The 24,503-nt window shown below is 38.8% G+C and carries 33 protein-coding genes and 1 pseudogene; 8 read left to right on the plus strand and 26 right to left on the minus strand.

The window, feature by feature from the left end; genetic code table 11:
- Window positions 1-36: 36 nt before the first annotated feature.
- The 22 genes and pseudogenes from BLP57_RS17900 to BLP57_RS15710 form a co-directional block, all read right to left on the minus strand.
- Window positions 37-183 carry a hypothetical protein gene (locus tag BLP57_RS17900; RefSeq protein WP_156340250.1) on the minus strand — a complete coding sequence of 49 codons (147 nt, stop codon included), beginning with the start codon at window positions 181-183 and terminating at the stop codon, window positions 37-39.
- A gap of 166 nt (window positions 184-349) precedes the next feature.
- Window positions 350-2,437, minus strand: a pseudogene (locus BLP57_RS15620) (VirB4-like conjugal transfer ATPase, CD1110 family); the annotation flags it as partial.
- Window positions 2,319-2,783: a PrgI family protein gene (locus BLP57_RS15625; protein ID WP_092073132.1), complete on the minus strand. Its 465-nt coding sequence runs from the start codon at window positions 2,781-2,783 to the stop codon at window positions 2,319-2,321. The pseudogene BLP57_RS15620 and the gene BLP57_RS15625, both read right to left, overlap by 119 nt.
- A 23-nt stretch (window positions 2,784-2,806) precedes the next feature.
- On the minus strand, window positions 2,807-3,676 hold the full coding sequence (locus BLP57_RS15630) for a VirB6/TrbL-like conjugal transfer protein, CD1112 family (protein ID WP_055057307.1): 870 nt from the start codon (window positions 3,674-3,676) through the stop codon (window positions 2,807-2,809).
- A 12-nt stretch (window positions 3,677-3,688) separates the two neighbouring features.
- The gene (locus tag BLP57_RS15635; protein ID WP_017144663.1) at window positions 3,689-3,904 is read right to left on the minus strand and encodes a Maff2 family mobile element protein; all 216 of its coding nucleotides are present in this window, start codon (window positions 3,902-3,904) and stop codon (window positions 3,689-3,691) included.
- A 123-nt stretch (window positions 3,905-4,027) separates the two neighbouring features.
- Window positions 4,028-5,887: a VirD4-like conjugal transfer protein, CD1115 family gene (locus BLP57_RS15640; RefSeq protein WP_330389491.1), complete on the minus strand. Its 1,860-nt coding sequence runs from the start codon at window positions 5,885-5,887 to the stop codon at window positions 4,028-4,030.
- A gap of 23 nt (window positions 5,888-5,910) precedes the next feature.
- On the minus strand, window positions 5,911-6,402 hold the full coding sequence (locus BLP57_RS15645) for a PcfB family protein (protein WP_092073135.1): 492 nt from the start codon (window positions 6,400-6,402) through the stop codon (window positions 5,911-5,913).
- A gap of 82 nt (window positions 6,403-6,484) precedes the next feature.
- Window positions 6,485-7,279: an ATP-binding protein gene (locus BLP57_RS15650; RefSeq protein ID WP_092073138.1), complete on the minus strand. Its 795-nt coding sequence runs from the start codon at window positions 7,277-7,279 to the stop codon at window positions 6,485-6,487.
- A complete protein-coding gene (locus tag BLP57_RS15655) occupies window positions 7,279-8,097 on the minus strand; it encodes a replication initiator protein A (protein ID WP_024720795.1) in 819 nt (272 codons plus the stop codon). The genes BLP57_RS15650 and BLP57_RS15655 overlap by 1 nt, the downstream gene beginning before the upstream one ends.
- A 9-nt stretch (window positions 8,098-8,106) precedes the next feature.
- Window positions 8,107-8,985 carry a replication initiator protein A gene (locus BLP57_RS15660; protein WP_008688050.1) on the minus strand — a complete coding sequence of 293 codons (879 nt, stop codon included), beginning with the start codon at window positions 8,983-8,985 and terminating at the stop codon, window positions 8,107-8,109.
- On the minus strand, window positions 8,978-9,370 hold the full coding sequence (locus tag BLP57_RS15665) for a hypothetical protein (protein WP_008688048.1): 393 nt from the start codon (window positions 9,368-9,370) through the stop codon (window positions 8,978-8,980). The genes BLP57_RS15660 and BLP57_RS15665 overlap by 8 nt, the downstream gene beginning before the upstream one ends.
- Window positions 9,371-9,383: 13 nt before the next feature.
- On the minus strand, window positions 9,384-9,782 hold the full coding sequence (locus BLP57_RS15670) for a single-stranded DNA-binding protein (RefSeq protein ID WP_005344165.1): 399 nt from the start codon (window positions 9,780-9,782) through the stop codon (window positions 9,384-9,386).
- Window positions 9,783-9,795: 13 nt separating this feature from the next.
- Complete coding sequence (locus BLP57_RS15675) at window positions 9,796-10,194, minus strand: hypothetical protein (protein ID WP_008688044.1); 399 nt, start codon at window positions 10,192-10,194, stop codon at window positions 9,796-9,798.
- 129 nt (window positions 10,195-10,323) lie between these two features.
- Complete coding sequence (locus BLP57_RS15680) at window positions 10,324-10,635, minus strand: DUF6050 family protein (RefSeq protein WP_092073142.1); 312 nt, start codon at window positions 10,633-10,635, stop codon at window positions 10,324-10,326.
- Window positions 10,625-10,792 (minus strand): hypothetical protein, encoded by a 168-nt coding sequence (locus BLP57_RS17905; RefSeq protein ID WP_173021069.1) that lies wholly within the window; start codon window positions 10,790-10,792, stop codon window positions 10,625-10,627. The genes BLP57_RS15680 and BLP57_RS17905 overlap by 11 nt, the downstream gene beginning before the upstream one ends.
- 4 nt (window positions 10,793-10,796) lie before the next feature.
- Window positions 10,797-10,931, minus strand: a complete 135-nt coding sequence (locus BLP57_RS18475; protein ID WP_255363792.1) for a hypothetical protein — start codon at window positions 10,929-10,931, stop codon at window positions 10,797-10,799.
- A complete protein-coding gene (locus tag BLP57_RS15685) occupies window positions 10,928-11,833 on the minus strand; it encodes a ParB/RepB/Spo0J family partition protein (protein WP_092073146.1) in 906 nt (301 codons plus the stop codon). The genes BLP57_RS18475 and BLP57_RS15685 overlap by 4 nt, the downstream gene beginning before the upstream one ends.
- The gene (locus tag BLP57_RS15690; RefSeq protein ID WP_092073149.1) at window positions 11,823-12,608 is read right to left on the minus strand and encodes a ParA family protein; all 786 of its coding nucleotides are present in this window, start codon (window positions 12,606-12,608) and stop codon (window positions 11,823-11,825) included. The genes BLP57_RS15685 and BLP57_RS15690 overlap by 11 nt, the downstream gene beginning before the upstream one ends.
- A gap of 258 nt (window positions 12,609-12,866) precedes the next feature.
- Window positions 12,867-13,940 (minus strand): integrase DNA-binding domain-containing protein, encoded by a 1,074-nt coding sequence (locus tag BLP57_RS15695; RefSeq protein WP_242872654.1) that lies wholly within the window; start codon window positions 13,938-13,940, stop codon window positions 12,867-12,869.
- 104 nt (window positions 13,941-14,044) lie between these two features.
- A complete protein-coding gene (locus BLP57_RS15700) occupies window positions 14,045-14,266 on the minus strand; it encodes an excisionase (RefSeq protein ID WP_021650362.1) in 222 nt (73 codons plus the stop codon).
- 424 nt (window positions 14,267-14,690) lie between these two features.
- Window positions 14,691-14,963: a helix-turn-helix domain-containing protein gene (locus BLP57_RS15705; RefSeq protein WP_059085550.1), complete on the minus strand. Its 273-nt coding sequence runs from the start codon at window positions 14,961-14,963 to the stop codon at window positions 14,691-14,693.
- Window positions 14,950-15,387, minus strand: a complete 438-nt coding sequence (locus BLP57_RS15710; RefSeq protein WP_005426505.1) for an RNA polymerase sigma factor — start codon at window positions 15,385-15,387, stop codon at window positions 14,950-14,952. Before BLP57_RS15710 ends, BLP57_RS15705 begins: the two co-directional genes overlap by 14 nt.
- A 504-nt stretch (window positions 15,388-15,891) precedes the next feature.
- Here BLP57_RS15710 and BLP57_RS15715 point away from each other — a divergent pair.
- Window positions 15,892-16,251 (plus strand): helix-turn-helix domain-containing protein, encoded by a 360-nt coding sequence (locus BLP57_RS15715; RefSeq protein WP_015524620.1) that lies wholly within the window; start codon window positions 15,892-15,894, stop codon window positions 16,249-16,251.
- 63 nt (window positions 16,252-16,314) lie between these two features.
- Here the strand turns inward: BLP57_RS15715 and BLP57_RS15720 are convergent, their stop codons facing one another.
- Window positions 16,315-16,650 carry a hypothetical protein gene (locus BLP57_RS15720; RefSeq protein ID WP_005426510.1) on the minus strand — a complete coding sequence of 112 codons (336 nt, stop codon included), beginning with the start codon at window positions 16,648-16,650 and terminating at the stop codon, window positions 16,315-16,317.
- A gap of 171 nt (window positions 16,651-16,821) precedes the next feature.
- Between BLP57_RS15720 and BLP57_RS15725 the strand changes: the two genes are divergently transcribed.
- The 3 genes from BLP57_RS15725 (at window position 16,822) to BLP57_RS15730 (ending at window position 17,678) form a co-directional block, all read left to right on the plus strand.
- The gene (locus tag BLP57_RS15725) at window positions 16,822-17,085 is read left to right on the plus strand and encodes a helix-turn-helix domain-containing protein (RefSeq protein ID WP_015541275.1); all 264 of its coding nucleotides are present in this window, start codon (window positions 16,822-16,824) and stop codon (window positions 17,083-17,085) included.
- A gap of 94 nt (window positions 17,086-17,179) precedes the next feature.
- Window positions 17,180-17,353 carry a hypothetical protein gene (locus BLP57_RS17910; RefSeq protein ID WP_005426514.1) on the plus strand — a complete coding sequence of 58 codons (174 nt, stop codon included), beginning with the start codon at window positions 17,180-17,182 and terminating at the stop codon, window positions 17,351-17,353.
- Window positions 17,328-17,678 carry a type II toxin-antitoxin system RelE/ParE family toxin gene (locus BLP57_RS15730; protein ID WP_242872655.1) on the plus strand — a complete coding sequence of 117 codons (351 nt, stop codon included), beginning with the start codon at window positions 17,328-17,330 and terminating at the stop codon, window positions 17,676-17,678. Before BLP57_RS17910 ends, BLP57_RS15730 begins: the two co-directional genes overlap by 26 nt.
- A 53-nt stretch (window positions 17,679-17,731) precedes the next feature.
- On the opposite strand, the gene BLP57_RS15735 is transcribed toward BLP57_RS15730, so the two are convergent.
- The gene (locus BLP57_RS15735; RefSeq protein ID WP_092073155.1) at window positions 17,732-18,091 is read right to left on the minus strand and encodes an MmcQ/YjbR family DNA-binding protein; all 360 of its coding nucleotides are present in this window, start codon (window positions 18,089-18,091) and stop codon (window positions 17,732-17,734) included.
- A gap of 400 nt (window positions 18,092-18,491) precedes the next feature.
- Between BLP57_RS15735 and BLP57_RS15740 the strand changes: the two genes are divergently transcribed.
- Window positions 18,492-18,833 (plus strand): plasmid mobilization protein, encoded by a 342-nt coding sequence (locus BLP57_RS15740; protein WP_092073159.1) that lies wholly within the window; start codon window positions 18,492-18,494, stop codon window positions 18,831-18,833.
- Complete coding sequence (locus BLP57_RS15745) at window positions 18,782-20,161, plus strand: relaxase/mobilization nuclease domain-containing protein (RefSeq protein ID WP_092073162.1); 1,380 nt, start codon at window positions 18,782-18,784, stop codon at window positions 20,159-20,161. The genes BLP57_RS15740 and BLP57_RS15745 overlap by 52 nt, the downstream gene beginning before the upstream one ends.
- Window positions 20,162-20,184: 23 nt before the next feature.
- On the opposite strand, the gene BLP57_RS15750 is transcribed toward BLP57_RS15745, so the two are convergent.
- Window positions 20,185-20,598 carry a winged helix-turn-helix domain-containing protein gene (locus tag BLP57_RS15750; protein WP_005426519.1) on the minus strand — a complete coding sequence of 138 codons (414 nt, stop codon included), beginning with the start codon at window positions 20,596-20,598 and terminating at the stop codon, window positions 20,185-20,187.
- Between the two features lie 118 nt (window positions 20,599-20,716).
- Between BLP57_RS15750 and BLP57_RS15755 the strand changes: the two genes are divergently transcribed.
- Both BLP57_RS15755 and BLP57_RS15760 read left to right on the plus strand, forming a co-directional pair.
- Window positions 20,717-21,091 (plus strand): BlaI/MecI/CopY family transcriptional regulator, encoded by a 375-nt coding sequence (locus BLP57_RS15755; RefSeq protein ID WP_092073165.1) that lies wholly within the window; start codon window positions 20,717-20,719, stop codon window positions 21,089-21,091.
- 10 nt (window positions 21,092-21,101) lie between these two features.
- Complete coding sequence (locus BLP57_RS15760; protein ID WP_092073168.1) at window positions 21,102-22,898, plus strand: BlaR1 family beta-lactam sensor/signal transducer; 1,797 nt, start codon at window positions 21,102-21,104, stop codon at window positions 22,896-22,898.
- 270 nt (window positions 22,899-23,168) lie between these two features.
- Here the strand turns inward: BLP57_RS15760 and BLP57_RS15765 are convergent, their stop codons facing one another.
- Complete coding sequence (locus BLP57_RS15765; protein WP_412661224.1) at window positions 23,169-24,392, minus strand: IS256 family transposase; 1,224 nt, start codon at window positions 24,390-24,392, stop codon at window positions 23,169-23,171.
- Window positions 24,393-24,503 lie beyond the last annotated feature (111 nt).

A 24,503-nucleotide genomic window follows, 5' to 3' on the forward strand; every position in this document is an offset into this window, starting at 1 on the left:
GCATACGCTTTTCAACGCATTCGAATTTTAGACTCTTTAAATCGTCAGTTCGTCCCCACTTCCGTGGATACTCACCATATACAGCTTCACTACATAATCACAGGCAACCCACACCTCTGTGAATCTTTCCTCAGCCTTACCTGTTAGGACCTGCTTTTTGCTCTTCACCCTAACTTTTGACAACCCGACAGTTCTTGCACAACTATCACGCTGTAGGGAGTTTGTGTGTGTCCCTTCCGGGCGTTACCCCTTCATTTGAACAACACCATATCAGTTGTATCAGTAGCTTTTCTTTTTACGGACGGCTACTGACCCCGCTGTCTATTCAACAAGCGGAACGTCTCGTCCGATGGAACTCATCCACATAGTATCTGGTGGACTTATGGGCAGAACGGTTCATCGTTACCCTGTTCCAAACCTGATCCTGAATGACAAGCATCCCAATCTTTTTCAGCTGCTTACCAAGTTCCTTGATGTCAAAGCATACAATGCGGTTATTGATATCCACGTTTGTCTGATGGTTAAATACATTCAAAGAGCCTGTAACATAGATCTCTAATGAAGTAGCCAGCCGCTGTGCTTCCGGCTCTTCCTGTTTTCTCAGAAGGTTGTATAAGTCCTCCAGGATTGGCATCTTCTCCGGTATTGGATCGGCAAGGTATTCCTGATATACTAACCGCACACAACGGTCAATAATCGTTTTTTCTACCGGTTCCAGTCCGTTCTTTCCACCAACGATCAGTTCACACAAAGACAGAATAAAATCTGCTTTTAATGACAGCGGATTGTCTTCCTCGGAATAATTCAAGTTCAGATCCATCGGATTGATATACTGGTCAGATACCGGCGAAACCCGAACCACCTGCCCATGCAGTGCCTGCACAAGTGCCGAATACTCGGCTTCTGGATCACAGACGATGATATCATCTTCTGTAATCAGGAAACAGTTCGTGATTTCTCTCTTTGCTGAGAACGACTTCCCGGAACCTGGTGTACCAAGAATCAGTCCATTTGGGTTCTTCAGACGTTTCCGGTCAACCATGATCATGTTGTTGGATAACGCATTCAGTCCATAATAAAGAGCTTCCCCTTCCTGAAACAGTTCCTGTGTCGTAAATGGCACAAAAATTGCGGTTGATGATGTGGTAAGCCCTCTCTGAATTTCAATTCGATTGACTCCAAGCGGAATACAGGACATAAGTGCTGATTCCTGCTGATAATCCAGCTGTTTTAAGGAACAATTATATTTCTGTGCAATCCCCTGCACCTGGAAAATATTATTATCCAGTTTCTGACGCTTCTTTGCGGTATTCATAACCAGAACCGTTACAAGGAACATTCTCTCATTTCTGGACTGCAGATCTTCCAGCAGATTCTTCGCTTCTTCTCCATAAGTCACAAGGTCCGATGGAAGAACGTCCATATCATAACCGGAACGTACCGCTCGTTTCTGCTCTTCGATCTTCATCTTATCCAAATCTGAAATCTTGCTCTTGATCATCTTGATCGCTGAACTCTGGTCAATAGACTGGATATGGATGTTGACATTAATACTGTCATCTACATCCAGAAAATCTGCAAGCATCCGATCTGTCAGCTCTGGTGCAAGAATCTGCAGATAACTTACACTTCCCATCGTTCTTCCCATCAAAAATGTCTGATTCTTGGAAAAGTTAAAGGAAGTCGGTGCAATAAAATCTTTGGTCTTTAATCCGGTTTCCGGAAGCATCTTATACTGGAACTTAAATGGTTCGATCCGATCCTGGTTGAACACATGATACAGAATCTCCAGCCTTTCCAGACCATTTAGTGAATGTGCCTGTGCACCCAGAATCTTAAAATTATTTAAGATATCTGTTTCAATTCTTTCAAGCCTCGGTCTTGCCACCTTCAGGCTTTCTGCTTCGATTCCAAAAGTGATATACTTTGTCTTCACCAGACCATTATTTCCTTTGGAAAGCTGATTTTTCAGCATAGTACGGTACTCTTCACGAATGGCATTGAAGTCATCGTTCTGATCCGGAATGTCAATGCTTTTCTCAAATTCTGCCACATCCACCTGCTGATTGATAAAGGACAGCTGCACACTGATGGAAGAATCAAAGTAATTTAAGAAATCACAGTAATTCTCAAATATCGTGGTCTTATCCTCATTTAAAGCAAGCTGATAATTGATGTCATAAAACTGAATTGTCTTGGAGAAAAAGGTCTTTGTCACCTGGCAGATACCATCCTGCAGCATCCGAATATACGGAATACTCTGCTGTGCAGTTGTAGGAATGTTTTTCTGTTTCCTGCGGTCCCGTTCCTGTTTCTTCCTACGCTTTTCCTGTTCTCTTTCTTTTCTGCTTTTTTTGTTTTTTCTTTCCTGACGGTTTCTTTTTTCCGCCAGGGACAGACGCTCCTGCTGAGCCTCCTGCTTTGTCTTTTTTGCCATCCGGCACACCCTCCTTTTTTACAAGGGTGGAAATCTCCTGATAAAAATTTTCTGTCTTATATGGTCTTACTGCCGGACAGATAAACTTCTGTCGAATGATATTTGCCACCACTTTTTCAAAGGGAAGCCCGTCTTTTTCATACATTGCCATGAAGAAAAACGGAAGCATGACCGTTACCATCAAAATGGCAGCGATACTGGAACCGATTGGTTTTCTCATGAACAGATAAAACGGAATTCCCACAACTGCGGCAAGTGAAAAGAAAATCAACTGCCGCTTTGTCAGATTTAACGCTACTTTTGTTTTGACCTTGGTAAGGTCTTTTGGTACTGGTACATACGCCATGGTATGCGCTCCTTTCCTGCCCGTTAGTGGGCATTGAATATCGATTTGCTAAGGCTTCCGGTCTTGAATAATGAAAATGCAAGAATCACGGTATAAGCCGCTACTGAAAACATTGCTGCATGAAGGTCACTGGATATGGTCATTGCATTTACTAAAACTGCATAAATTCCCACACAGACCATCATGAAGAATCCCTGAAATGCCAGTGCGAACAAGCCTTTTAAATAGTTGTTTCCGATATTGCCCCATTCCTTATTGGTCATGGTGGCAAACGGAATTGGTGCTATGGAAGTATAAAGGTAAATTTCTATCATTCTTCCGTACAAAATAACGGTTATGATGATTGACAGAATCCGCATGGTAATACTGATCAGCAGCGTTTCCATGGATAGCAGGAACAAATCCCCTAACTCCATATCCTCCAGGGCATCCACAATCCGTGTAATTGCTTCTGTTGCATCCACCGCAGTGTTTCCTGATATCACCCCGGCGGCATTGTTGACCACATGTTGGCCAACGTCAAAGACCGCCATCGTGATATTGAACGTATTTGTCACCAGATAAATGGCTACATACGCTTTGAAGATCCAGAGGAAAATGTTATAAGTCTCAAATTCATGGAAATTGTTTTTCTGTGTTACCATCGTGATCAATTCATAGCACAGGACAAAGGTGATGATCAGTCCCGCAATGGGGACGATCACCGTTTGGGATATATTCTGAATCAGATTAAAAATCCCTGCATTCCATCCCTGCGGTGTCTGTCCCACCTGCCCGGCTATGGTTCCCACCTGCTCATTGACAGACGTGAACATGTTATCCAAACATGACTTGATAAGTCCGATCAGGATATCCTTTATCGCTTCCGTAATTCTCTCAATGATGGTGTTCATCTACCACTCCTCTTAAGAGAACAATGTTGCCAGCTGTGGAATCAGGGTAGTTCCCAGCAGCATGATTCCGGCACCAGCCATCAGCTGTTTGATGCCCTGGCTCTTAGCGCCGGGATTGTCATTTCCATATCCTTCCAGAAGGTTTACGACACCCCACACACCAAGACCTGCGCCGATAGCGACTACAAGAGTTTTTAAAGTTGTAATTGCGCTGCTAAAAAATGCCATATATTCATAAACCAAAACTGACTTCTTTCAGGCGTTTACGGGAATGAAAAAACACCGACTAAAAAGCCGGCGCACCTAATGTCAGTTATTCCTTTCCTCATTATTTTTCGTTCATTCCCAAGGTTACTCCGACAGTTCTACATGAATCACTTCCACCTCTTCTTCGGGTTTCGGTGTGTACTGCGGATTTAACTCTTTCTCTACTTTGTACCGGTTCTTCTCGTTTTCATCTGCAAGAAGCCGATAGTTTTTGTGTTTCGTGATATCATATTTATCCGAGAAAAATGGTCTGGCACCACGGATCTGCAGGATACATTTTCCTCCATCCATGACTGCAATCTCATCTTCCGTCATCAGCTGTTTGCCCGTTTTCTGGTAATTCAATCCAAAAGACTTCTGATTACTCCTCGTTTCCGAAGTGTTATACAGGTCAATGGTTTCCTTCCCCAGAAGCTCACTCATTTCCTTTAAGGTGGTTTTCTCTTTGCCACCAAGAAAAAGTGTAGTATCACAGTTGCCCAGAATGGTATCTGCACTATCCTTATACATTGCCTTTAGCTGACTCTGGGACTGCAAAATAATAGAAGCAGAGATTTCCCTGCTTCGAATGGTTGCAATCAGCTTGTCAAACTGAGGAATCTGTCCGATGTTGGCAAACTCATCAGCGATGACACGCACATGCACCGGAAGTCTTCCACCATATTCATCATCTGCCTTATCGCAAAGCAGATTAAAAAGCTGTGACTGTAACATGGCAATCACAAAGTTGAATGTGGTATCCGTATCGGACATGATCAGAAACAAGGCTGTTTTCCTGTCACCGATCTTATCCAGTTCCATTTCATCGTAAGACATGATCTCACGAAGTTCTGCGATATCAAATGGGGCAAGTCTGGCTCCACAGGATATCAAAATACTTTTCGCTGTCTTTCCAGCCGCCATTTTGTATTTTTTATACTGTCTGACCGCAAAGTGCTGCGGATCTCTTTCTTCCAGTTCCTGGAACATCATATCCACAGGATTCTGGTAAGTTTCATCCTCTTCACGGGTTTCGCTTTCATTCAAAAGATCCAGAAGGGTATTCAGATTCTTTTCCTCTTCATCCCCTTCATACCAGATAAAAGCAATCAGTGCTGTGTACAGCAATTTCTCTGCTTTCACCCAAAAATCTTCGGAAGCTTTTTCCCCTTCGCCTTTGGTATTCACAATGATTGTTGTCACCAGCTTCAGGATATCTTTTTCAGACCGTATATAAGCAAATGGATTGTAATGAAGCGATTTGGAAAAATTGATGGTATTCAGAACCTTAATCACATATGGCTCATGAACTACTTTTCCGGATTTATCTTTCATGATATTTCCATTCTTATCTTTCTTAGGCGGTCCCTTTGCTAACATCTTCCCGCACTCCTCAATGAGAGTGCCCTTTGGATCTGTAATGACCATGGAACAGTTCATCTGCATGACCGACGGCTTTACAAAAAATCGTGTCTTTCCGGAACCACTGCCACCGATGACCACGATATTTTTATTTCTCGCATACTTCGGCTGCTTTGGTCTGCTCTCCATGGTCAGTGCTTCTGTTGCTGTCAACGGAATATTCATCCAGGGATCCTCTGACATATAAGGCTTTATATCCTCTGCAGTTCCCCATCTGGCTGAACCATACTCGATTCCCTTCCGAAGTTTCTTTGCATCTGACTGTTTCTGCCAAACCAAAAGTTTCAAAATAACTGCGACAGTTACTCCAACCAATAGATCTCTCAGGTCAAAACTCAACAGAATCCCTGTAAAGATCCGATCTGCATGTTCCATCGCATATAATAGTTTGTTCCCCATATCTTCTCCCGGACTGTTCCGGTAAAGAAAAAATGCCCGGTCTGCATAGAAAGCAGCCAGAGCATAAGGGATATTTGTAAGAACCAGTTTCTTTTTATCCAGGGCGGACAGCTTACCCCCGATTTTATTCTTCCACTTCTGCATCAGAGTTTTGCCGCTTTTCTTTTTCATCGACTCTGCTCCTGATGCCGGTTCTTTACTTTGTCCTTCGTCTTCTTTGGCATCATTGCCCGGTAAGCTGCAAGACGCTTATGAATGGAAGGTTTATTCGCTTTTTGAATCTGTTTCTGGGAAAACTCACGGAAAGCAGCATTGAGTGCATCCTGATCACGTCCCTTGAAGAATACCAGATAAACCGGAGGCTCTTTGCTCTTGTCTTTTTTCAGAGCATAATTGATCCCGTATTTTCTGGCATACCGTTCAAAGGACTTGATATTCTTATTTGTGATCTCGATATTGACCATCCCGGCATTCTGTTTTGCCAGCTCTTTTACCGTGACCTTTCCCTGTTTCGGCTGATTTTTCTGTGCTTTCTTCTCTACTGATTTCTGCTTTTGATGACGCAGATACGCAGCAAGAACCTTTTTCAACAGGTCTGCCGTAATTTTAGTAGCCCGAATACAGAACGTGACCGTTTTCTGAGTTACCTCTTCCTGCATGACTTTTCCCTCCTTTCAGCGATTCAACTGCTGTCCAGATCTGTAATCATGGCAATCACCCCCTTCAATGAAAAAGGACAGATTAACCGGTAATCAGGTACTGCACCTGTACGAGTTTTTCTGTCCCTTCTTCTTTTCTCTTGTCTTCCCCACCACAATAGATGGGAACACACATTTCAAGTATTCTGCTGTAAATGCGCTGATGGGCAGTATCTAAATCTGCAGATTTCATTTCATTCAGTCCCAGATTCGTTGTTACGATCAGCGGAAGCATTTTACAATAGCGGCTGTCTATCACATTATAGACCTGCTCCAAAGCAAACTCAGAATTTCGTTCTATTCCTAAATCATCAATAATCAGCAACGGATAATCAACAAGATTTTGTATGATCTGGTTCTTATTTGCCTGATAGCTGGTCATTTCATTTAAGATCCTGGAAAAATTCGTCATCATGACACGTTCTCCCTGTTCCAAAAGTGCATTTGCAATACAGCCTGCAAAAAAGCTCTTCCCGGTTCCAACCGGTCCCATCAAAAGCAATCCTACATTTTTTCTCTTCATATCTGTCCAGTTTTCTACATACTGCCTGGCGATTAGTATCTTCTGGTTGCTTCCATTGTCATTTTCAAATTTCCATTCCCAGAATCTTCTTTCCCGAAGTCCGACGGATTTTCTCTGATAAAGCTGCCGCTGTTCTTCTTCCCGCTGCATCTTCTCATCCAGTTCCTGCCTGGCTTTTACCTCGCATTCGCACAAACAGGACACTACATGCTCAAAACCCATCAGACTGACTTTCATCTGTTTTCTTTTTCCACAGGTGCCACAATGAAGACATCCCTCTTCGTCCAGATAATCTGCTGTTACTTTGTTTTCCATCACAGGCTTTCTCCTTCCTGAAATTCATATTTATCCATTCCTATCCTGGTTCCATCCCTTTCTGCCCAAAGACAGATTGTTGCAAAATGGTTTTGATACTCTTTTCCACTGGATTTCATATAAACAGAAAGATGATCAATCCGTTTCTGGTAATCCCATGGAAATAGCGTCATCAACTCCTGCAGTTCAGCTTCCGACAGAACAACATTTTTAAATCTACCATATTGACTGAATTTTTCTTCCAAAGCGGGTGTATTGCCCTTACTCTTATCAGTATGATTCTTTTCAGTCTTATTTATCTTAGTATTACTTCCATCCAGATTCTTGCAGTCCGGACTTCTATTTTTTTGCGTTCCGGACTTCCAGTTTCTTGCAATCCGGATTTCCAATTCTTTGCAGTCTGGATTTCCAGTTTCTGGCATTCCAGAAACAAAGTATCTTACTGGCTTTCCTCTACTCCGTTTTACAAAATTTTTCACATATATGACAGAGGGACGATTATTCCCCTGCCGATACCGCTCGATCAATCCAATCCCATGCACACTATCCAGCTCATATAGAAGCTTTGTCACTGTCGTATGCGACATTCGCAACAGCTCCTGCAATTCTGCGATCGTGTAAATGATATAGACATAACCCTCACTGTCAATCCAGCCATTTTTCTTGGACAGGCTGATTCGATCAAGCAGAATTCCATAAAGGAGCTTTGCGTCTGTGGACAGGCTTGCAAACTCTTTTTCTGTGAACAGAGCTTTTGGTATCCGAAAAAAAGAAAACTGGTCAGATTCTTCTGCTCTGAAATATTCAAAATCTGCCATAATATTTTCCTACTCTTCTACATCAAAATCACAATTTGCTGCACTGCCTGTACCATGGCACATCTCATCAAATACAAAATTGAATGATTGAATCATTTCGTCCAAATAATAATTTCTGGCCTTCTTGTTACAAGCATACATATCACCAATAAAGCCTTCATCATTCCCCATCGCATGAACAAGGGTTTCCAGGACCTTCATAAACTTCTTTTTTGAACAGCTTTCATACTGTCTGTTCACATATTTCTGGATATCTAACACACGAGCAGGATTATTTTCATTTTCCTCCAGAATTCCAAATGCAAGATCCATACCAAACTCATATCCATCAGCCTGAATTTGATCAATATCCATCTCTCCAAGCTCATCCTGGTATCCTCGCTTTTCCATTGCAGTTAAAGACGTTTCATATTGATCAATATATCCCATATCCGCAATAGTTTCAAAAATATCTCTGGATGCTTTCACCATCTTATCCATAATAATTTCTCTTTCAGCCAGCGGCATATTTGCCATGATAGTATCTAATGTCATCATTGATTCTTCCTCCATCTCATTTTCATAAATACCATTGATATAAAAGTGGTTCGCCTTTCCATTGTTTGGAATGATACGCACCAGTTTACCAACCTGAACCAGTTCCTGTACTGCCTGATCTACTCCATATCGAGTCGTATTCAGGTCTTTCTTTATTTCACTTTTGGGATAGATAACAAACAGATTCCCGTTATGATCTACCCAGCCATTTTGCACCGCAAATTTCAAACGATCCAGAAATAAGCTGTATAGAATCTTTGCTGTATTTGACAGATTTTTGTATTTTTCCATCTGAAACAGCACCTTTGGCACCTGCAGACAATCTACCGGCATATACTCCATCTTACTCATTGATTGTTTCCTCCTTCTGTTTGTACAGCACTTCGGCTGAATTAATATTGATTTCCAGCATCCCTACAAACACCTGATAGTACAGCAGGCATATCTGTTCATCCTCTCTTGCCAGATACAATCCTTCCAGTTCATTGGACGGATGTTTCATTCCGTATACTGCCTGACAGATATCATGGATTTTCTCACATTCCACACTTCTAAGATGCATCTCCAAGGTGTGATTAAATCTCTGCCAGTCCTCCAGTTTCTGATTTACTGCCATCATGCACTGGAACAGTTCCGCTGCTTCACATGCTGCTGACAGCACTACATTTTTGTTGTTGATACTTCCATCGGCATTTTTCATATGCCCTACCATATACGCCTGATCTACTGAAACCATCTTTTATCCTCCTCTATCTAAACGGCATTTCTTCTTCCATACCCTCTGGAATCTCTAAGAACCCTTCCGCATCTTCTGGAAACGGTGGTCTGTCAACCATTTTTGCACCTGCGAATTCAATCCGGTTTGCATACACTTCGGTGGTATAGATCTTTTTCCCGGTATCCTTATCTTCATAATTACCTGTGACAATCTCGCCTTCCACCATGACCTTCGTTCCCTGCATCAGATAATCTCTGGCAAATTCTGCTTTCTTTGCAAAAGCCTTTACCGGAATGAAACTGACTTCATCGGAATAATTTCTTCTGACTGCTAGAACGAACTTGGCAATCTTATGAAGTCCTTTTTCATTCTCCACTTCGTTGTATCCAGGATTTCTTACTAATCGCCCGGAAATAACTGTTGTATTCATTGGCTTACCCCTCCTATGCTTTCATTGATTTGTAACAGATACCGATACATGGTCCACATTTTCCATAGGCACATCCGTAACATTCATCTTTTTCCAACTCTTCTTGCTTCATTTCATCGGCAAACATTCCTAACAGTGTTGTGTAAATCTTTTTCATTGCCAGGAATTTTTCTTCTGCTTTTTCCATCTTCTCTTTGTAAAATGGGATCAGTTCACGAAGAACTGGATGGAAACGTTCATTTTCATCATCCCAGGCACAGGTTTTCATCATACAGCGTGGCTGTTTCTCATAATTGCCCAGATAATATGGGCAGAACGTACAGCCTCTTTCTTTAACAATTGCCACCGGAATCACTGGCATCTGACTTTTGATTTCCTTTGTTACATGCTTACTTTCAATTCGCTCTCTCATCTTAAAAATCCTCCAAGAATATATATTTGCAAAAGGGAATTCCCCTGAATTGCCTGTTTTTAAGCACAAAAAAAGAGGCAGACTTACGATTTTTATTTTCGCAAGCCTGCCTCTTATCAATCTAATATTCTATTTTCCAATGACATACCGTATAAACACGTATATCGCTCTGATCACATACACTGGAATCATGATGCTTCCAATCAATGCTCCAATAATGACACTTAATGCAGCCATCCCAAGTGTTGCTGTGGTATCCATTCCTCTCGGAATTAGAATCAACCGCATTTTATGTATTCCAAATGGTAATCCGGCAATAAATATCCACCAGAACCAATCTGTCTGACCACTGACTTTCATAATTGTTTTTGTCATCCAAAACCAGAATACCATAAATGCCAGCGGCAGAATTGATTTTTTAATTACATCTTCAATCGTCACCTTTTTTCTCCTTCTGTCTGATTCCTTCCGCTACCTCCCGATTAAGGTTTGCCAATATTTCTCTAACCACAGGAGAATCCAATTGAAAGGTTTCCAGATCTTTCTCTGTAAGCTCCCTTCCGTTCGCATCATATCTTCGTACAATTTTTAAAGCCATACTTTCACTTCCTTCCTGCTGATAATCCTAATGTTTTCAACAAATGTTCAAACTTCTCTCTTTTCATCCGTTTAACACGTATCTTTTCTATCTTTTTCAGATAGACTTGTATTCTACTTACCGTATCTTCATTGCTCATTCTTTACCCTCTCTTTCTGCCCACGATGCTAGAAGCTTAAATATAATTTCTTCCATCTGAGTCTTTGTATATGTCTCTGGAAAATATTGTTTCAATTTCTTCGCCGGAATCTGCACCTGAACTTTTTCAATACTTTCATTCATGCAAATCTGGTCAATCTCTGAATACGTCAACATCCGTTCTTTTGAAATCTGTTTCAATTCCTTTGCCTGCTTCATGGACGGTACTATATTGTGATTATGCATATACTGAAGTAATATCTGCTGCTCTTCAGTTCTCAAATAGGAAACTTCAACAGCTGTATTAAAGGGAAGCTTCTTCTCGTCTGCCAATTCTAAAAACTCTGCGATCAACTCTGTCAGATGAATATATCGAAGAATCTGTCTGGAACTATCTCCTGTATTCTGACTGACTTCTTCCGCCGCTAACTTCTTGCCAACTTGGCAAGAAGTTAAATCAGACCGTTTTCCCTGACGCTTTAACGCCTCATATTTCATTTTATAAGCGAATGCCTTTTCGCTGATTAGCAGCTCTTCTCGCTGAATGTTGGAATCTACCATGATCACCGTCGCTTCGTCATCTGTAATATCTTTGATGATAACCGGCATTTTCTCTAATCCTGCAAGTTCACATGCTCGTTTTCGCCGATGACCAGCTACAAGCTCATAACCACCAGACTCTCTCAACCGCACAATACCGGGAACCAACACGCCATATTGTGTAATGCTTTCAGACAATTCCTCCATTTTCTTATCATCTTTTACTTGAAATGGGTGATTTGGAAACGGATGAAGGCTTCCTATTGCTATCTCACTGATTCCATTGGTTGTCTCTTCGCTTGTTCCAAACAACGCATCAAGCGGCTGTAAGGAAATGGGTGTTGCTCTTTTTTTAGATGGCATCTTTCAGCACCTCCTCCGTCACTCTCCGATAAGCTTCTGTAGCTTTGCCTTTCGGATCATAAGAGAAAATACTCTGTCCTTCTCTGACTGCCTCCTTCATTCTTACGGAAAATGGAATATAATTATCAAAGATATGAATTTGACTTCCATATACATTTCTGAGAAGTTCCATATTATTTCTTGCATCATTCGTATGAGCATCTACCATCGTGAACAGAATCCCACCGACTTGCAGCTTCGGATTAATCTGCTTACGGACCTTACCGATCGTTTTTAATAACTGTTGCAATCCTTTGATTGGCAAGTAGGACGCTTCAACCGGAATAAGTACTTCATCTGATGCAGCCAGCGCATTGATCGTAATCATTCCCAATGATGGCATACAATCAATGATGACCGCATCATATTGATCTTTGATACCATATAATATCTGTTTCAATACATATTCCCTGCTCATTGCATTTACCAACTGTACTTCCGTACCTGCCAGTCCAATGTTAGAACAGATAATGTCTATTCCCTCTGCCTGATGTCTGATATGACAGTCGGAAGGAATATCTTCATCTTTCATTACTGCATCCATAAGAGCTGTAAGTGTTTCATTACTGTCATCACAATCACGATATCCAAATCCTGCGGATACATCAGACTGTGGATCGGCATCTACAATCAACACTTTCATATTCTTTTGTGCTAATCCTACTGCTAAATTAGCTGTACATGCGGATTTTCCCGTTCCCCCTTTTTGGTTTACAATAGAAATAATTCTAGCCATTTTTCATCACCTTTCATCGTCGTCAATCAAAAAGAGGACTGAATTAGACAACCGGAATCTATATTCCATGCGAGCTAATTCAGTCCTATAATTACAATAATTCTGTTGTTTTTACTCTTGTCTTACACAAATCCATTTCCAGTCTGGATCTGTAATAATTCATATTCTGGAATGACAGCGCTGCCTTATTTTTCCCTTTTTCAGGGAGTTAAAAATAAGGACTAAATTAGTGCAACCCCTTGTATTTACTGGAGTTTTCTAACTTGTCCTTATTATAACTCGACCATGAGGCGTGATCTTTGGCATTTGTTTCTCATGAGTACGATTATACTTTCCTAACGCCCATTGAAAATGTTTTTCCCAATGGAGTGCTACCTCAGGCATATCTTTTTTATCCAGGAATAGAAATCGACTATATCCATCTATAATCGGCTCAACCCTTACTTTTTTACGGTTTTTCACAATCTGTTCAAAACATTCATAAACTTCATCTGTCATCGGTAACATTCGTGTTCCACTTGAAGTTTTGGTATCTTCAATGACGTACTGCATTCCTCTGGTTCTCTGAAGCTGATGATTCACATTGATTTTTCTCTCCTGAAGATCAATATCTTTCACTGTCAATCCACAAAACTCAGAAATACGAAGTCCAGTCTTAAACAAAATAAACATTCCATTATAGTATTTTGAGTAATGATCATCATTTCGGATAAACTCCAGAAATAACTCTTCCTGTTCTTTTGTAATTGCCTGTCTTGTAACACTGTCATTTACGACAACTGTACATAATTGAAATTCAAAAGGATTCTTGCGCAGTAAATCATCTTCAACTGCCATCTGAAATGCAGGTCTTACAATTCCACGCACACTGTGAATGGAACTGTATCCTCTTCCATCTGCTTGCAGCTTAATAAACCATGCTTTTGCATCCGACAATTTTATTTTATCTATTCTTCTGGTTCCGAATTCTTCTTTTTTTATTATATTGATCACAAAATCATAGTTCGCCTGAGTATTATGACGAACCCCCTTTTTTTGTCCAATATATTTTTGAACCAAATCCAAAACTGTTAAATTTCCTCCGTAAGGTACTATACCATCATGTAAATCTCTTTGGATATTTTTTTCTTTTTCCCTTAGAGCTAAGCATGGTCTGCATCCAGTTGGCAGAGAATCTGTTGGCTCTAATTTCCAACTATACAAAAACTTCTGCTTTCCATAACAATCTGTATATACAAACGCATATCTTCCATCTTTTCTCTGACTTTCTCCGTTTCGTAAAATTCGACCTTTTTTATCTCGTCGTTTTTGGTCACTTTTTGTTTTACCCAAACGTCTTCGCCCCTTTCTACGAAGAAGCCCTAGCACGATATAGGTATTATATCATACCAGGGCTAACATTTCCACTTTAAAGTGCTAAATTGTTCGTATATTTTTTACAAAGACGTAGTCTGATCCAGAAAGGCCTCAAATTTCTTACGGTTAATCAATGACTTACACCCCACCTGGACTGTAAAGCAACATTCTGAATTTAGATGTTCCGAAATAAGCATCCTTATTTTCTTTTCACCTATTCCAAAATATTGCACTGCTTCATCCACCGTAAGCATATATTTTTCCCAAATTGGAATCTTACCTTTTTCAATTTTAATCGCCACTATTCTCTCCTCCTTTTCTCTTTGGACAAAACATTTTTATCTGCCCATGACAATTTACAATTTTATACACTGTCATCGGCAGATAAAATTACAATACAGGTGGCAGTTCAGTACTCTGCCCACATCGGTTTTGCACCGTCATTAAATATGACCAGATTTTTTCTGGAAGTATCATTATCACAGATATGCTTCGTCGCCCTGTGCAGCTGCTACACATTTTGTCAAATTCTTCTCGCTCCATACCTTTACTTCAATGTTATATTTCAGCATTTCCTCGTATTTACTCCATTAACAGAGCAGATATATCATGGCGGATTTACCTAGTGGCTCTACATATCTTCACGTCCTGTATGTAAAACAATATACAATTTTCAAGGTACAAAAATTCCTGAAGGGGAAAAGGAATCTATATTAAATACTCCCTTTACTGATTACTTTTCCTTACATATGATTTCGTATCAAATCCCAAGGTCTTAGTAATCAGTTTTGCTTCCAGGCGTTGACGCAGAGTTTCATCTACACAGTAATGCACCTGTCCAAATTCGTCAAACATTTTTCTGGTAGCCAAAACTGTTATGTACCCTTCATAATGCTTCAACACTGCCTGGATTGCCTCAGTATCACCAGTTGATGCTGCCTCAATAACATGGAATGGCAGCAAATCAAATGTGCATTTCTGTTTTTTACTTTTTTTCATTTGCAGATTCCTCCATATTTTTTCTCATCAGTTCCAGTGATCGTCTACGATGCTCATTAATTGTGCTGCGTACAAGATTCATTTCTCTGGCAATGTCTGCATCACTCATATCCATAAAATATGATAATAACACAACATTCCTTTTCTTTTCAGTAAGTGTCTGCAGTGCTTCAGCAATCAATGCATCTTTGACTTCTATGTCGTAACCCAGAACCTGAAAACGATGTGTTTCCATTTCATGCTCATCCATTATAAAAAGTCTGCTCAACTCCTTTTCTGATAATTCTGACAACATCACTTCATACTTCTGGCGATATGCCATATGCTTTTCATAATTAATAACTTCACTTTTCAATGCCAGCTTGCACAGAGAATCAAACTGATGTCTGACTGTCTGCTCATCTTGAAAAGAGGATTGCTCCATAAGAGTTCACCTCCTTCCCCGCCGGTAGGCAATAAGCAAAGTTCTTGCTTCCCCTTCACACATATCCCAAACGGATGAGTGCATTTGTCGGGGTGTGGGAAGAAATTTTTAAAAAATTTCTTAATAAATACGAGAAAATTGTTTTTCCTGTATTTTGAGGTATATAAAAAACGTCCTAATGGGTAGTTTTTAGCCCATCGGACGCTATTTATATCAAAAGATAATATTTTGCCATCATTTTTTGTGGCATATAATTCACTTTTTGAGGTAAAGAAATTTATTTGCTTTTTTGAACTATTTATCTATTTCATCCGTCACGTAATGACGGATATGATACCAGACAATAAAATTCTTAATCTTTCCTATACCTCCGGATCTGTTTTACGGAAATTCAGAATTTTATATGTCTTTTAAAAAGTGAAATATCACCCTCTTTTTTAGTGAAATATTAGTTCATTTTCTTTCAAGAAAGGGAACTATACACTAAACATGGAGGTGTATCATATGCCAAAACAAACAGATAAAGAACTGGGATTGTTTTTTAAGAACGCCCGACACGAGCAAAAATTGACTTATGAAGAATTAGCTGAAAAAGCAGAAATGTCCAGCCGATATTTAAAGGAAATTGAAAATGGGGGCCGAGTTCCCAGTTTTCATAAAATCAGAAAACTGGTACGCGCTTTAAATGTTCCTCCTGAACCATTGTTTTATCCAAACAATCATACAGATAATCTTGATTATCAACGCCTGCTCATGTACCTGTCAAAATGCAACGATGAGCAAATTACCGCTATCCTTGCCATCGTAGAAGCATACCTGCGCACATACAAAATTCCTACAGACCACGATAAACAAGATCCCTGAAATTCATTTGAATTCTATCTGAATTATTCTGAAGAAGCGGTATGGTTTCCCATACCGCCACTCTTAACGTGCATATTTTTCTATCATTCTCTTAACATTCGTGGATTTCTTTATTGCCCCTATATTAATAAGAAACTCAACTACATCCATCATTCCCTGGTAATAAGCCCGCTGCTCCTCTTCATAATGGAAATGTTCTAACTGATCCAGATATTTATTCCAGAAATTCTGCTCACGCTCTGGGATTTTTTCCAGATGTAGTGGCAGCTTCTTTTGTATTTGTTTCAAATTCTTCTCTGCTTCTTTCCATTCTTCCGGCTGTACTGTATATTCTCTTTCTCCGGAGTCACAGCGCAATTCCTCAAATAAATTCGATACTGCTTCATAAAATTCATTCATCTTCTTTCCACCTCTCATTAGAATTATTTCTCATTACAGGCAGCATTATCATTTTCTTATTTCAAAAATCAAATAAACTTTCCAAAAACTTCATCTTTAGAAGTATAGTAACAATATTTTTCCCTAAAATCAATAATAATACTTCATCTTTAGAAACTTTTGAGGATCAGAATGATTATTTATTGGGATAAAAAAACGAACAGTAAAAACAGAATAGGACAACGGGTAAAAGAATTACGAAAGGCTCATAATCTTACTCAGAAAACACTCGCTGCCAAATTACAACTTGCAGGATATGATTTTAATGATCTGGCAATCCTGCGAATTGAACAAGGCACACGTTTCGTTCCCGACTACGAAGTTGTCGCACTGGCCGAAGTATTTAATGTTTCCTGCGAATATCTTCTTGGTCTGACGGACGCTCCTGCAAAATAATTCAATTGTATTGCTGCCCATTCTATGCTAAACTATGGATAGATACTTCTGAACAACATACACTATTTATAAACCGTATGATTGGAGTGATTTCATGGAATTAACAAAAAAAGTCCCTACAACCGATAAAAACCAGGAAAACAATCATCTTCTCCGCATGTTAGACCGGGGAATTGATGATATGGAAGCTGGTCGTGAATTGCCACTGGAAGATGCTTTTCGCAAAATCACAGAATTAAGGGATGCACGAAGAAATGCAAGAATATAAAATTATTTTAACCTGGGAAGCAATTTACGACGTCACAGACATTGCAGATTATATTGAAGAAGAATTCGGCCAGCAACGTGCTGACCGTTTTCAATCTGATCTGAAAGAACAAATGCAGAATTTAGGCCAGTTCAGTACTGCCTTTCCCCGAACTCAAATTCTGTACAGAGGATATTCCATACATAAAAGATCTTTTCCGCCATCTATTATTTTTTATATTATAATGGAAGAAACAAAAGAGATTCATATTCTCCGAGTGTTGCGCCATGAACGAGATTGGGAAAATATCCTGTTGCAAAGACCAACTTATACATATCCAGAATGAATACCTGGGAGCCGATCAGAGATTTTTCTGAAAGGCTTCCTTTTAAATTTTAATTACTTCCCACTGTCAATTAAATCATAACTCATATCCAGAAAATCTAGCGTCTTAGCTTCACTGACAGATTCATCCAAAAGAATCGTAATCCAGTGTCGCTTATTCATATGATACCCCGGTAAAAATCCATACGTTTGAATTAACATCCCAACCAGATCAGGGTCACATTTTACATTCAGGATATCAATGTTTCCATCTTCTTCTAATCCCAGTGTTTTCTTTTCCACTGCCATAATTATAGCATACCATTTTCCATTTTTATGTCGAAGCACCGCAGAATCAGGATCTTTTTTCCATAAATATTCCGGTTCCGTTCCATATTGCTCTTTCACATATTGAAAAATTTCCTCACGTTTCAAATTTATCCCTCACTTACGATTTCTTGCTCTGATTATACGCTATCAGGATTATATTCTCAACCACTTCTCACAGTTCCATTTATGTTTTATAGCTTTTGCATAGCCTGCTTTGCAGGCTACACCCCAAAAGAAGCAAGCACTGCCAGTGTCATGACAACTGGCTCATTTTGTCAAATTCCCTTTCCGGTTCATTCTACCAAAATGTATCAGGGAGTATCCCTGGCCCTCTCATATTTTATAATTTCTTAATTTGACGCTTTCACCCAGTCCTGTTAAAATAACTTACAGATACATCTGTCCAAACCAACAAAAAACCAAGTACCATAACTGTCATAGCCGAACTGGTTAGACAGTTTTTTTGTACTCTTTTTTATAGAAAAAAACGAATTGGAGGATTTCAATGAGCAAACGTACCAGAATTCATCCCGTACAATTTTATTTGAATGATGACGAACAATACATTTTAGAAGAAAAATATCGTCTTTCCAGGATGAAAAGCAAATCTGCCTTTCTACGGAAAATGATCTTATATGGATTTGTATATGAAGTAGACTACTCTCATATCCGAAAAATGAATACCCTGTTGGGCAATATCAGCAGCAATTTGAATCAGATCACCCATCGTATAAACAGTACCAATACAGTTTACCCAAAGGACCTGGGCGATATAAAGGAGTTAATGGAAAAAATATGGCAGTTACAAAAATCCATGGTATCAAAACAACCGTTGATAAAGCAATAGAATACATCTGCAATCCAGATAAAACTGACCAGAATCTATATATTTCTTCCTTTGCCTGCTCTCCCGAAACAGCCGTTCTTGACTTTAAATACACTTTGGATCATACACATGACTGCAGAGATCCGCACAATACAAATAAGGCATTTCATCTGATTCAGGCATTTTCCCCTGGTGAAGTTTCCTATGAAGAAGCCCATCAAATTGGCAAAGAACTTGCGGATCGCTTACTGGAGGGAAAATACTCCTATGTCCTGACAACACATATTGATAAAGGTCATGTACATAACCATTTAATTTTCTGTTCTGCAGATAACATCACTTTTTCTCATTACCATGACTGTAAAAAGAATTACTGGAAAATACGAAATCTCAGCGACACTTTATGCCAGGAACATAACCTGTCCACAATTATGCCAAATGGTAAAAAGGGAATGAAATACAATGAATGGGCTGCAAATAAATCTGAATCCAGTAAAAAAGCGCAGCTGCGAAAAGATATCAACCAGACAATCCGAATCGTTTCCACTTATTCAGAATTTCTTGCATTTATGGAAGCTAAAGGATATGAAATAAAAAACGCAGAATTTGGCGAAAACAGCAGAAAATACATTACCTTTCGTTCTCCCGATATGTCCCATCCAGTGCGTGGAAGTGCTAAATCTTTAGGAAAAAATTTTACTAAGGAACGTATCAAAGAACGCATTAATAATAAGCTCCACAGAACTACTGTTCCTTCTGTTCGTAATAAGTTAATAGACACCAACACTCCCAATATAGCAGGAAACATTGGACTTCAGAAATGGGCAAATAAGGAAAATTTAAAAATTGTCTCTGCTGAATATAACAAGATGTTCACACATAATCTACATAATTTTTCAGAACTTGAAGACCGCATAGCCTTGTTACATATGCAGCAAAAAGAGGTAAATACCTCTGTTGTTTCTCTCGAGTCTCAGATACGCCATCTTCGAGAAATGCTAAAATATGCCGAACAATATCAGAAAAATAAAATTTACGACGACCATTATAAAAGCTCCAAAGATCCAGATCGTTATTTCCGTAAATATGAATCTCAAATTATTCTTTTCGCGGGTGCTGAACATATTTTACAGGAAAATGGTATAAACCTGAAACATCTTAATTCCAATAAGTTGCAAGAGCAAATTGCAGATCTTATTTCCAGAAAGGAATCACTAAATACTCAATACGTTTCCTTTAAGCAAGAAATAAAAGAGTTGGAATTGATACATCAAAACCTGTCCAAATATCTCAAACAGGATGCTCCTGAAATACAAAGATCTTCTCATAACCAACTCCCTTCTTTGTAAAACCATAATAATAGGCAGCGATTTCACTCGCTGCCTAAATTCCCATTAAACCGATATCCTACACCTCGTACTGTTTGTATATATAATGGTTGTCCAGGATCATCTTCTATTTTTTCTCTGATATTGCAGATATGTCGCATAACCACATTATAATCACCGGAATAAGGTTCATTCCATACCAGATCATAAACCATTTCTTTTCCAAATATTCTACCTGGACTTTTCGCTAAAAGAAGTAAAATATCATATTCATATTTTGAAAGATGAACATCACTATCATTCTTTTTAACAATTCGTTCCTGTAGATATATTTTTAATTCTCCAAACCTTATAATTTCCGGTATGAATTGGTTTTTATGTTCCCAGCTAGTCAATATGTTTTCACTTATGCTTCCATTAGCATCTGTGATTCTCTCAATAATTTCTATCTTTTTCACCTTTATTGCCTCTACATTATTAATTTTATATTCTATATATCATCTGCCATTTGACTTTTTTCTTCTACAAGTAATATAATATATTTATTACATATGTAGGATTTAGCAGGAGGATTTTATTATGTCACTACCCCAGATTTCAGAAGCCGAATTTGAAGTTATGAAAATTGTATGGAAATATGCTCCCATCAATACAAATGAAATTACAGAAAAACTTACTCTAACTACCAGCTGGAGTCCAAAAACAATTCAAACTCTTATCAAGAGACTTGTTTCCAAAAAAGCTCTTTCCTACGAAAAACAAAGCCGGGTATTTGTCTATACTCCATTAGTCCAAGAAGATGAATATATACGCCAGGAAAGCAATTCTTTTTTAAAGCGATATTATAATGGAAATCTTTCTTCTATGCTGGCTTCTTACCTTGAAGACGATAAGCTCTCTTCAACAGAAATTGATAACTTACGCCATTTATTATCAAAACATCAGAAATAGGAGGTTTTGAATGAGCAACTGGATCATCCACTTTTTAATCAGTAATATCTTCATATGTATTTTTACACTTGTAATAATCGGAACAAAAAAACTTCTGAAAAAATATTTATCTGCGACTACACAGTACCATCTCTGTTTTCTTTTATTTTTATTACTTGCCGTGCCATTTTTTCCTGTACAGATTCATGGCTCACAACTTTTTTCATGGTTACATTTTTTTCAAACTGACTCAGGACTTAACTCTGGTACCGACACGCTATCCGAACTTACCAGTAATACACAAAATATTTTGTTAAACCAGGTGAATGATTTTTCAGTTTCCATCAGTAGTCAATTTTCTGGAGGCTTGAATACCATACTCTTTCTAATATGGATAACGGGTGTTATGATTATGTCAGTCCTCACCCTTCATTCATTAAACTATGTACGTTCCATAAAAAGATCTGCTCTCCCGCTTCAAAATCAGCAGGTAAAAACTATTTATTACAATTGTTTAAAGGAACTTAAAATCTCTCACCCAGTATCAGTCTACAGTACTGCATTTTTAAAATCACCAGTTTTAATCGGAATAATACATCCCAGAATTTACATTCCCATCCATTTAATTTCCGAACTGAATCCTGATGATATGCGTTTTATGCTGCTACACGAATTACAGCATTACCGTCACAAAGATACATTTATTGGCTTCCTCATGGTCATAAGTAATATACTCTACTGGTTTAACCCTTTTGTTTGGTACACTTTAAAAGAAATTCTCTGTGACCGTGAAATAGCCTGTGATTCTGCTGTATTGCAGATGATTTCTGCTGATGAATACCAAGCTTATGGAACTACACTGATTAATTTTGCAGAAAAAATATCCTCTTTTTCCTCTCCACTGGCAGTTGGAATGTCCGGAAATTTCAGGCAGATGAAACGACGTATTCTCAACATCGCCGTTTTTAGGAAAGAAACTCTTTATCAAAAAATGAGAGCATTGATAATTTATCTGGTCATTAGTGCTGTTTTTATTGGATGTACACCCATTTTATCCGTTGATGCCTCTACTCAAAGCGTATATCATTTTAGTGATACAGACAAAAATATCTCCCTGTTAGATATATCCGAAACATTTGGAACATATGATGGATCATTTGTTTTGTATGACAATAATTTGGATTCCTGGAAAATATACGATCTTGAAGAAGCCACCAAACGTATTCCGCCAGAGTCTACCTACAAAATATACGATGCATTATTAGGGTTGGAATCCGGAATCATCACACCAGAACACTCTTCCATGACATGGAATGGTGATGCCTTTCCTTTTCCATCCTGGGAAGCTGATCAGGATTTAAACTCTGCTATGCAAAATTCCGTTAACTGGTATTTCCAGGCAATTGATTCGCAGCTCGGAATTAACAGAGTCCAGGAATTTTTGAATAAAATAGAATATGGAAACCAAACAACCAGTTCAAATCTGGATTTATACTGGTCCGATTTTTCATTAAAAATCTCGCCTTTAGAGCAAGTAACATTATTAAAAAAATTTAACACAAATGAATTCCATCTAAATTTCCAAAATGTATTTTCTGTTAAAAATGCTATAAAAATTGCCAGTACACCTAATGGTAATTTCTACGGAAAAACTGGAACCGGTCGTGTCAACGGACAGGATATCAACGGCTGGTTTATCGGATATGTAGAAACTTCCGATAACAGCTATTATTTTGCAACCAATATCCAAAGTGATTCTAATGCAACTGGCAAAAAAGCATTTGAAATCACTTCTGATATCTTAAAAAAATTACATATATGGAATTAACAAATATGAAAGGGCTGATAGTTGTTATCAGTTCTTTCTTTTTATTCTATATTGATATTTGGGAGGTAGTGTAAATTATTCTGTGTAAACCTCTCAGATTGATGATAAAATCATAGGTTTATAGAATACAAAAATATAATGTGATGGGCTGAATGGCATACTTTGCTGTTCAGCCTGTTGTTTATTTAGTAGCATGGATTCTATTGCATGTCAAGGGCGCCCGAGAAAATCGGGCGTTTATTTACCCTTGATATGCGATTGAATCTGTGCTTAATCGATATCCTCTGGCTGGATCCGATCCCCAAAATAGATGCATAACTGATCCAGTGTCAGACCCCAGTCCCAAGCCTTTCCGGTCCATTTTTTTGTAGCATCCATCATTGCCAGATAGAGCATCTTGAAAAGTGCATCATCGGTCGGAAAAATAGTCTTGGATTTCGTAACCTTGCGTAGCTGGCGGTTAAAATTTTCGATAGAATTTGTAGTGTATATTAATTTACGTATCTCAGATGGATATTTAAAATAAGTGGATAATTGTGTCCAGTTATTTCTCCAAGATCCAATGGAAGCAGGGTATTTTTTGCCCCATTTTTCTTCCAGATCTTCCAAGGCTGTGAGCGCAAGATCTTCTGTATCAGCTTTGTAAACCAGCTTTAAATCCGCCATAAATGGCTTTAAATCTTTGTAAGAGATAAATTTTGTAGAATAACGAATCTGATGCACAATACACCTCTGGATCTCCGCCTGTGGGAATACTGCATGGATGGCATCCCCGAATCCGGTCAATCCATCTACGGATACGATCATGATATCTTCCACACCTCTGTTTTTTATCTCGTTGAGAACGGACAACCAGTATTTCGCACTTTCATTTCCTCCTACCCACATGCCGAGAACCTCACGTTTTCCATTCAGTTTAACACCTATAGCAACGTAAACAGCTTTTTTTACCGTTCGATTGTCTTCTCGAACATGGAAATGTACCGCATCCATAAAAACAATGGCATATTTTCTTTCCAGCGGCCGATTTTGCCATTCTTTTGCGATAGGAAGGATTCGATCTGTCATATGTGATATCATTTCTGCTGATGCATCCACACCATAAACATCTTTGAGATGAGCGGAGATATCCCTTGTCGTCATTCCTTTTGCATACATAGAGAGTACCTGATCTTCAATGTTTGAGATATCTGTCTGATTCTTTTTCACAATCTGCGGTTCAAAATCTCCCTTTCGATCTCGTGGTATATCCAGATCGATCGTTCCCATTGAAGAGGTGACTGTTTTAGGACTATAACCATTACGGCTATCGTCTGTCTCTTTGTTCTTGTAGTCATACTTGGAATATCCAAGGTGATCATCCATTTCAGCTTCTAACATACCTTGCAGCGTTTCGCCTAGCAGGTCTTTCAGCATGTCCTGGACGTCCTGGGCATCCTTTGGTTGATAGTGTTCCAACAAGCTACTGATGAACGCTTTGCGTTCCGGATCCATTTTTCTTCTTCGTGCCATAAAAAAATCCTCCTGAATTGATATTTATTTTAACATCAATCCAAGAGGATATATAGCTCTTTTAGAATTTACACAGAATTAATTACAGTCTCA

It is taken from the genome of Blautia sp. SF-50 (genome assembly GCF_900101315.1).
Taxonomy (GTDB): domain Bacteria; phylum Bacillota; class Clostridia; order Lachnospirales; family Lachnospiraceae; genus Blautia_A; species Blautia_A fusiformis.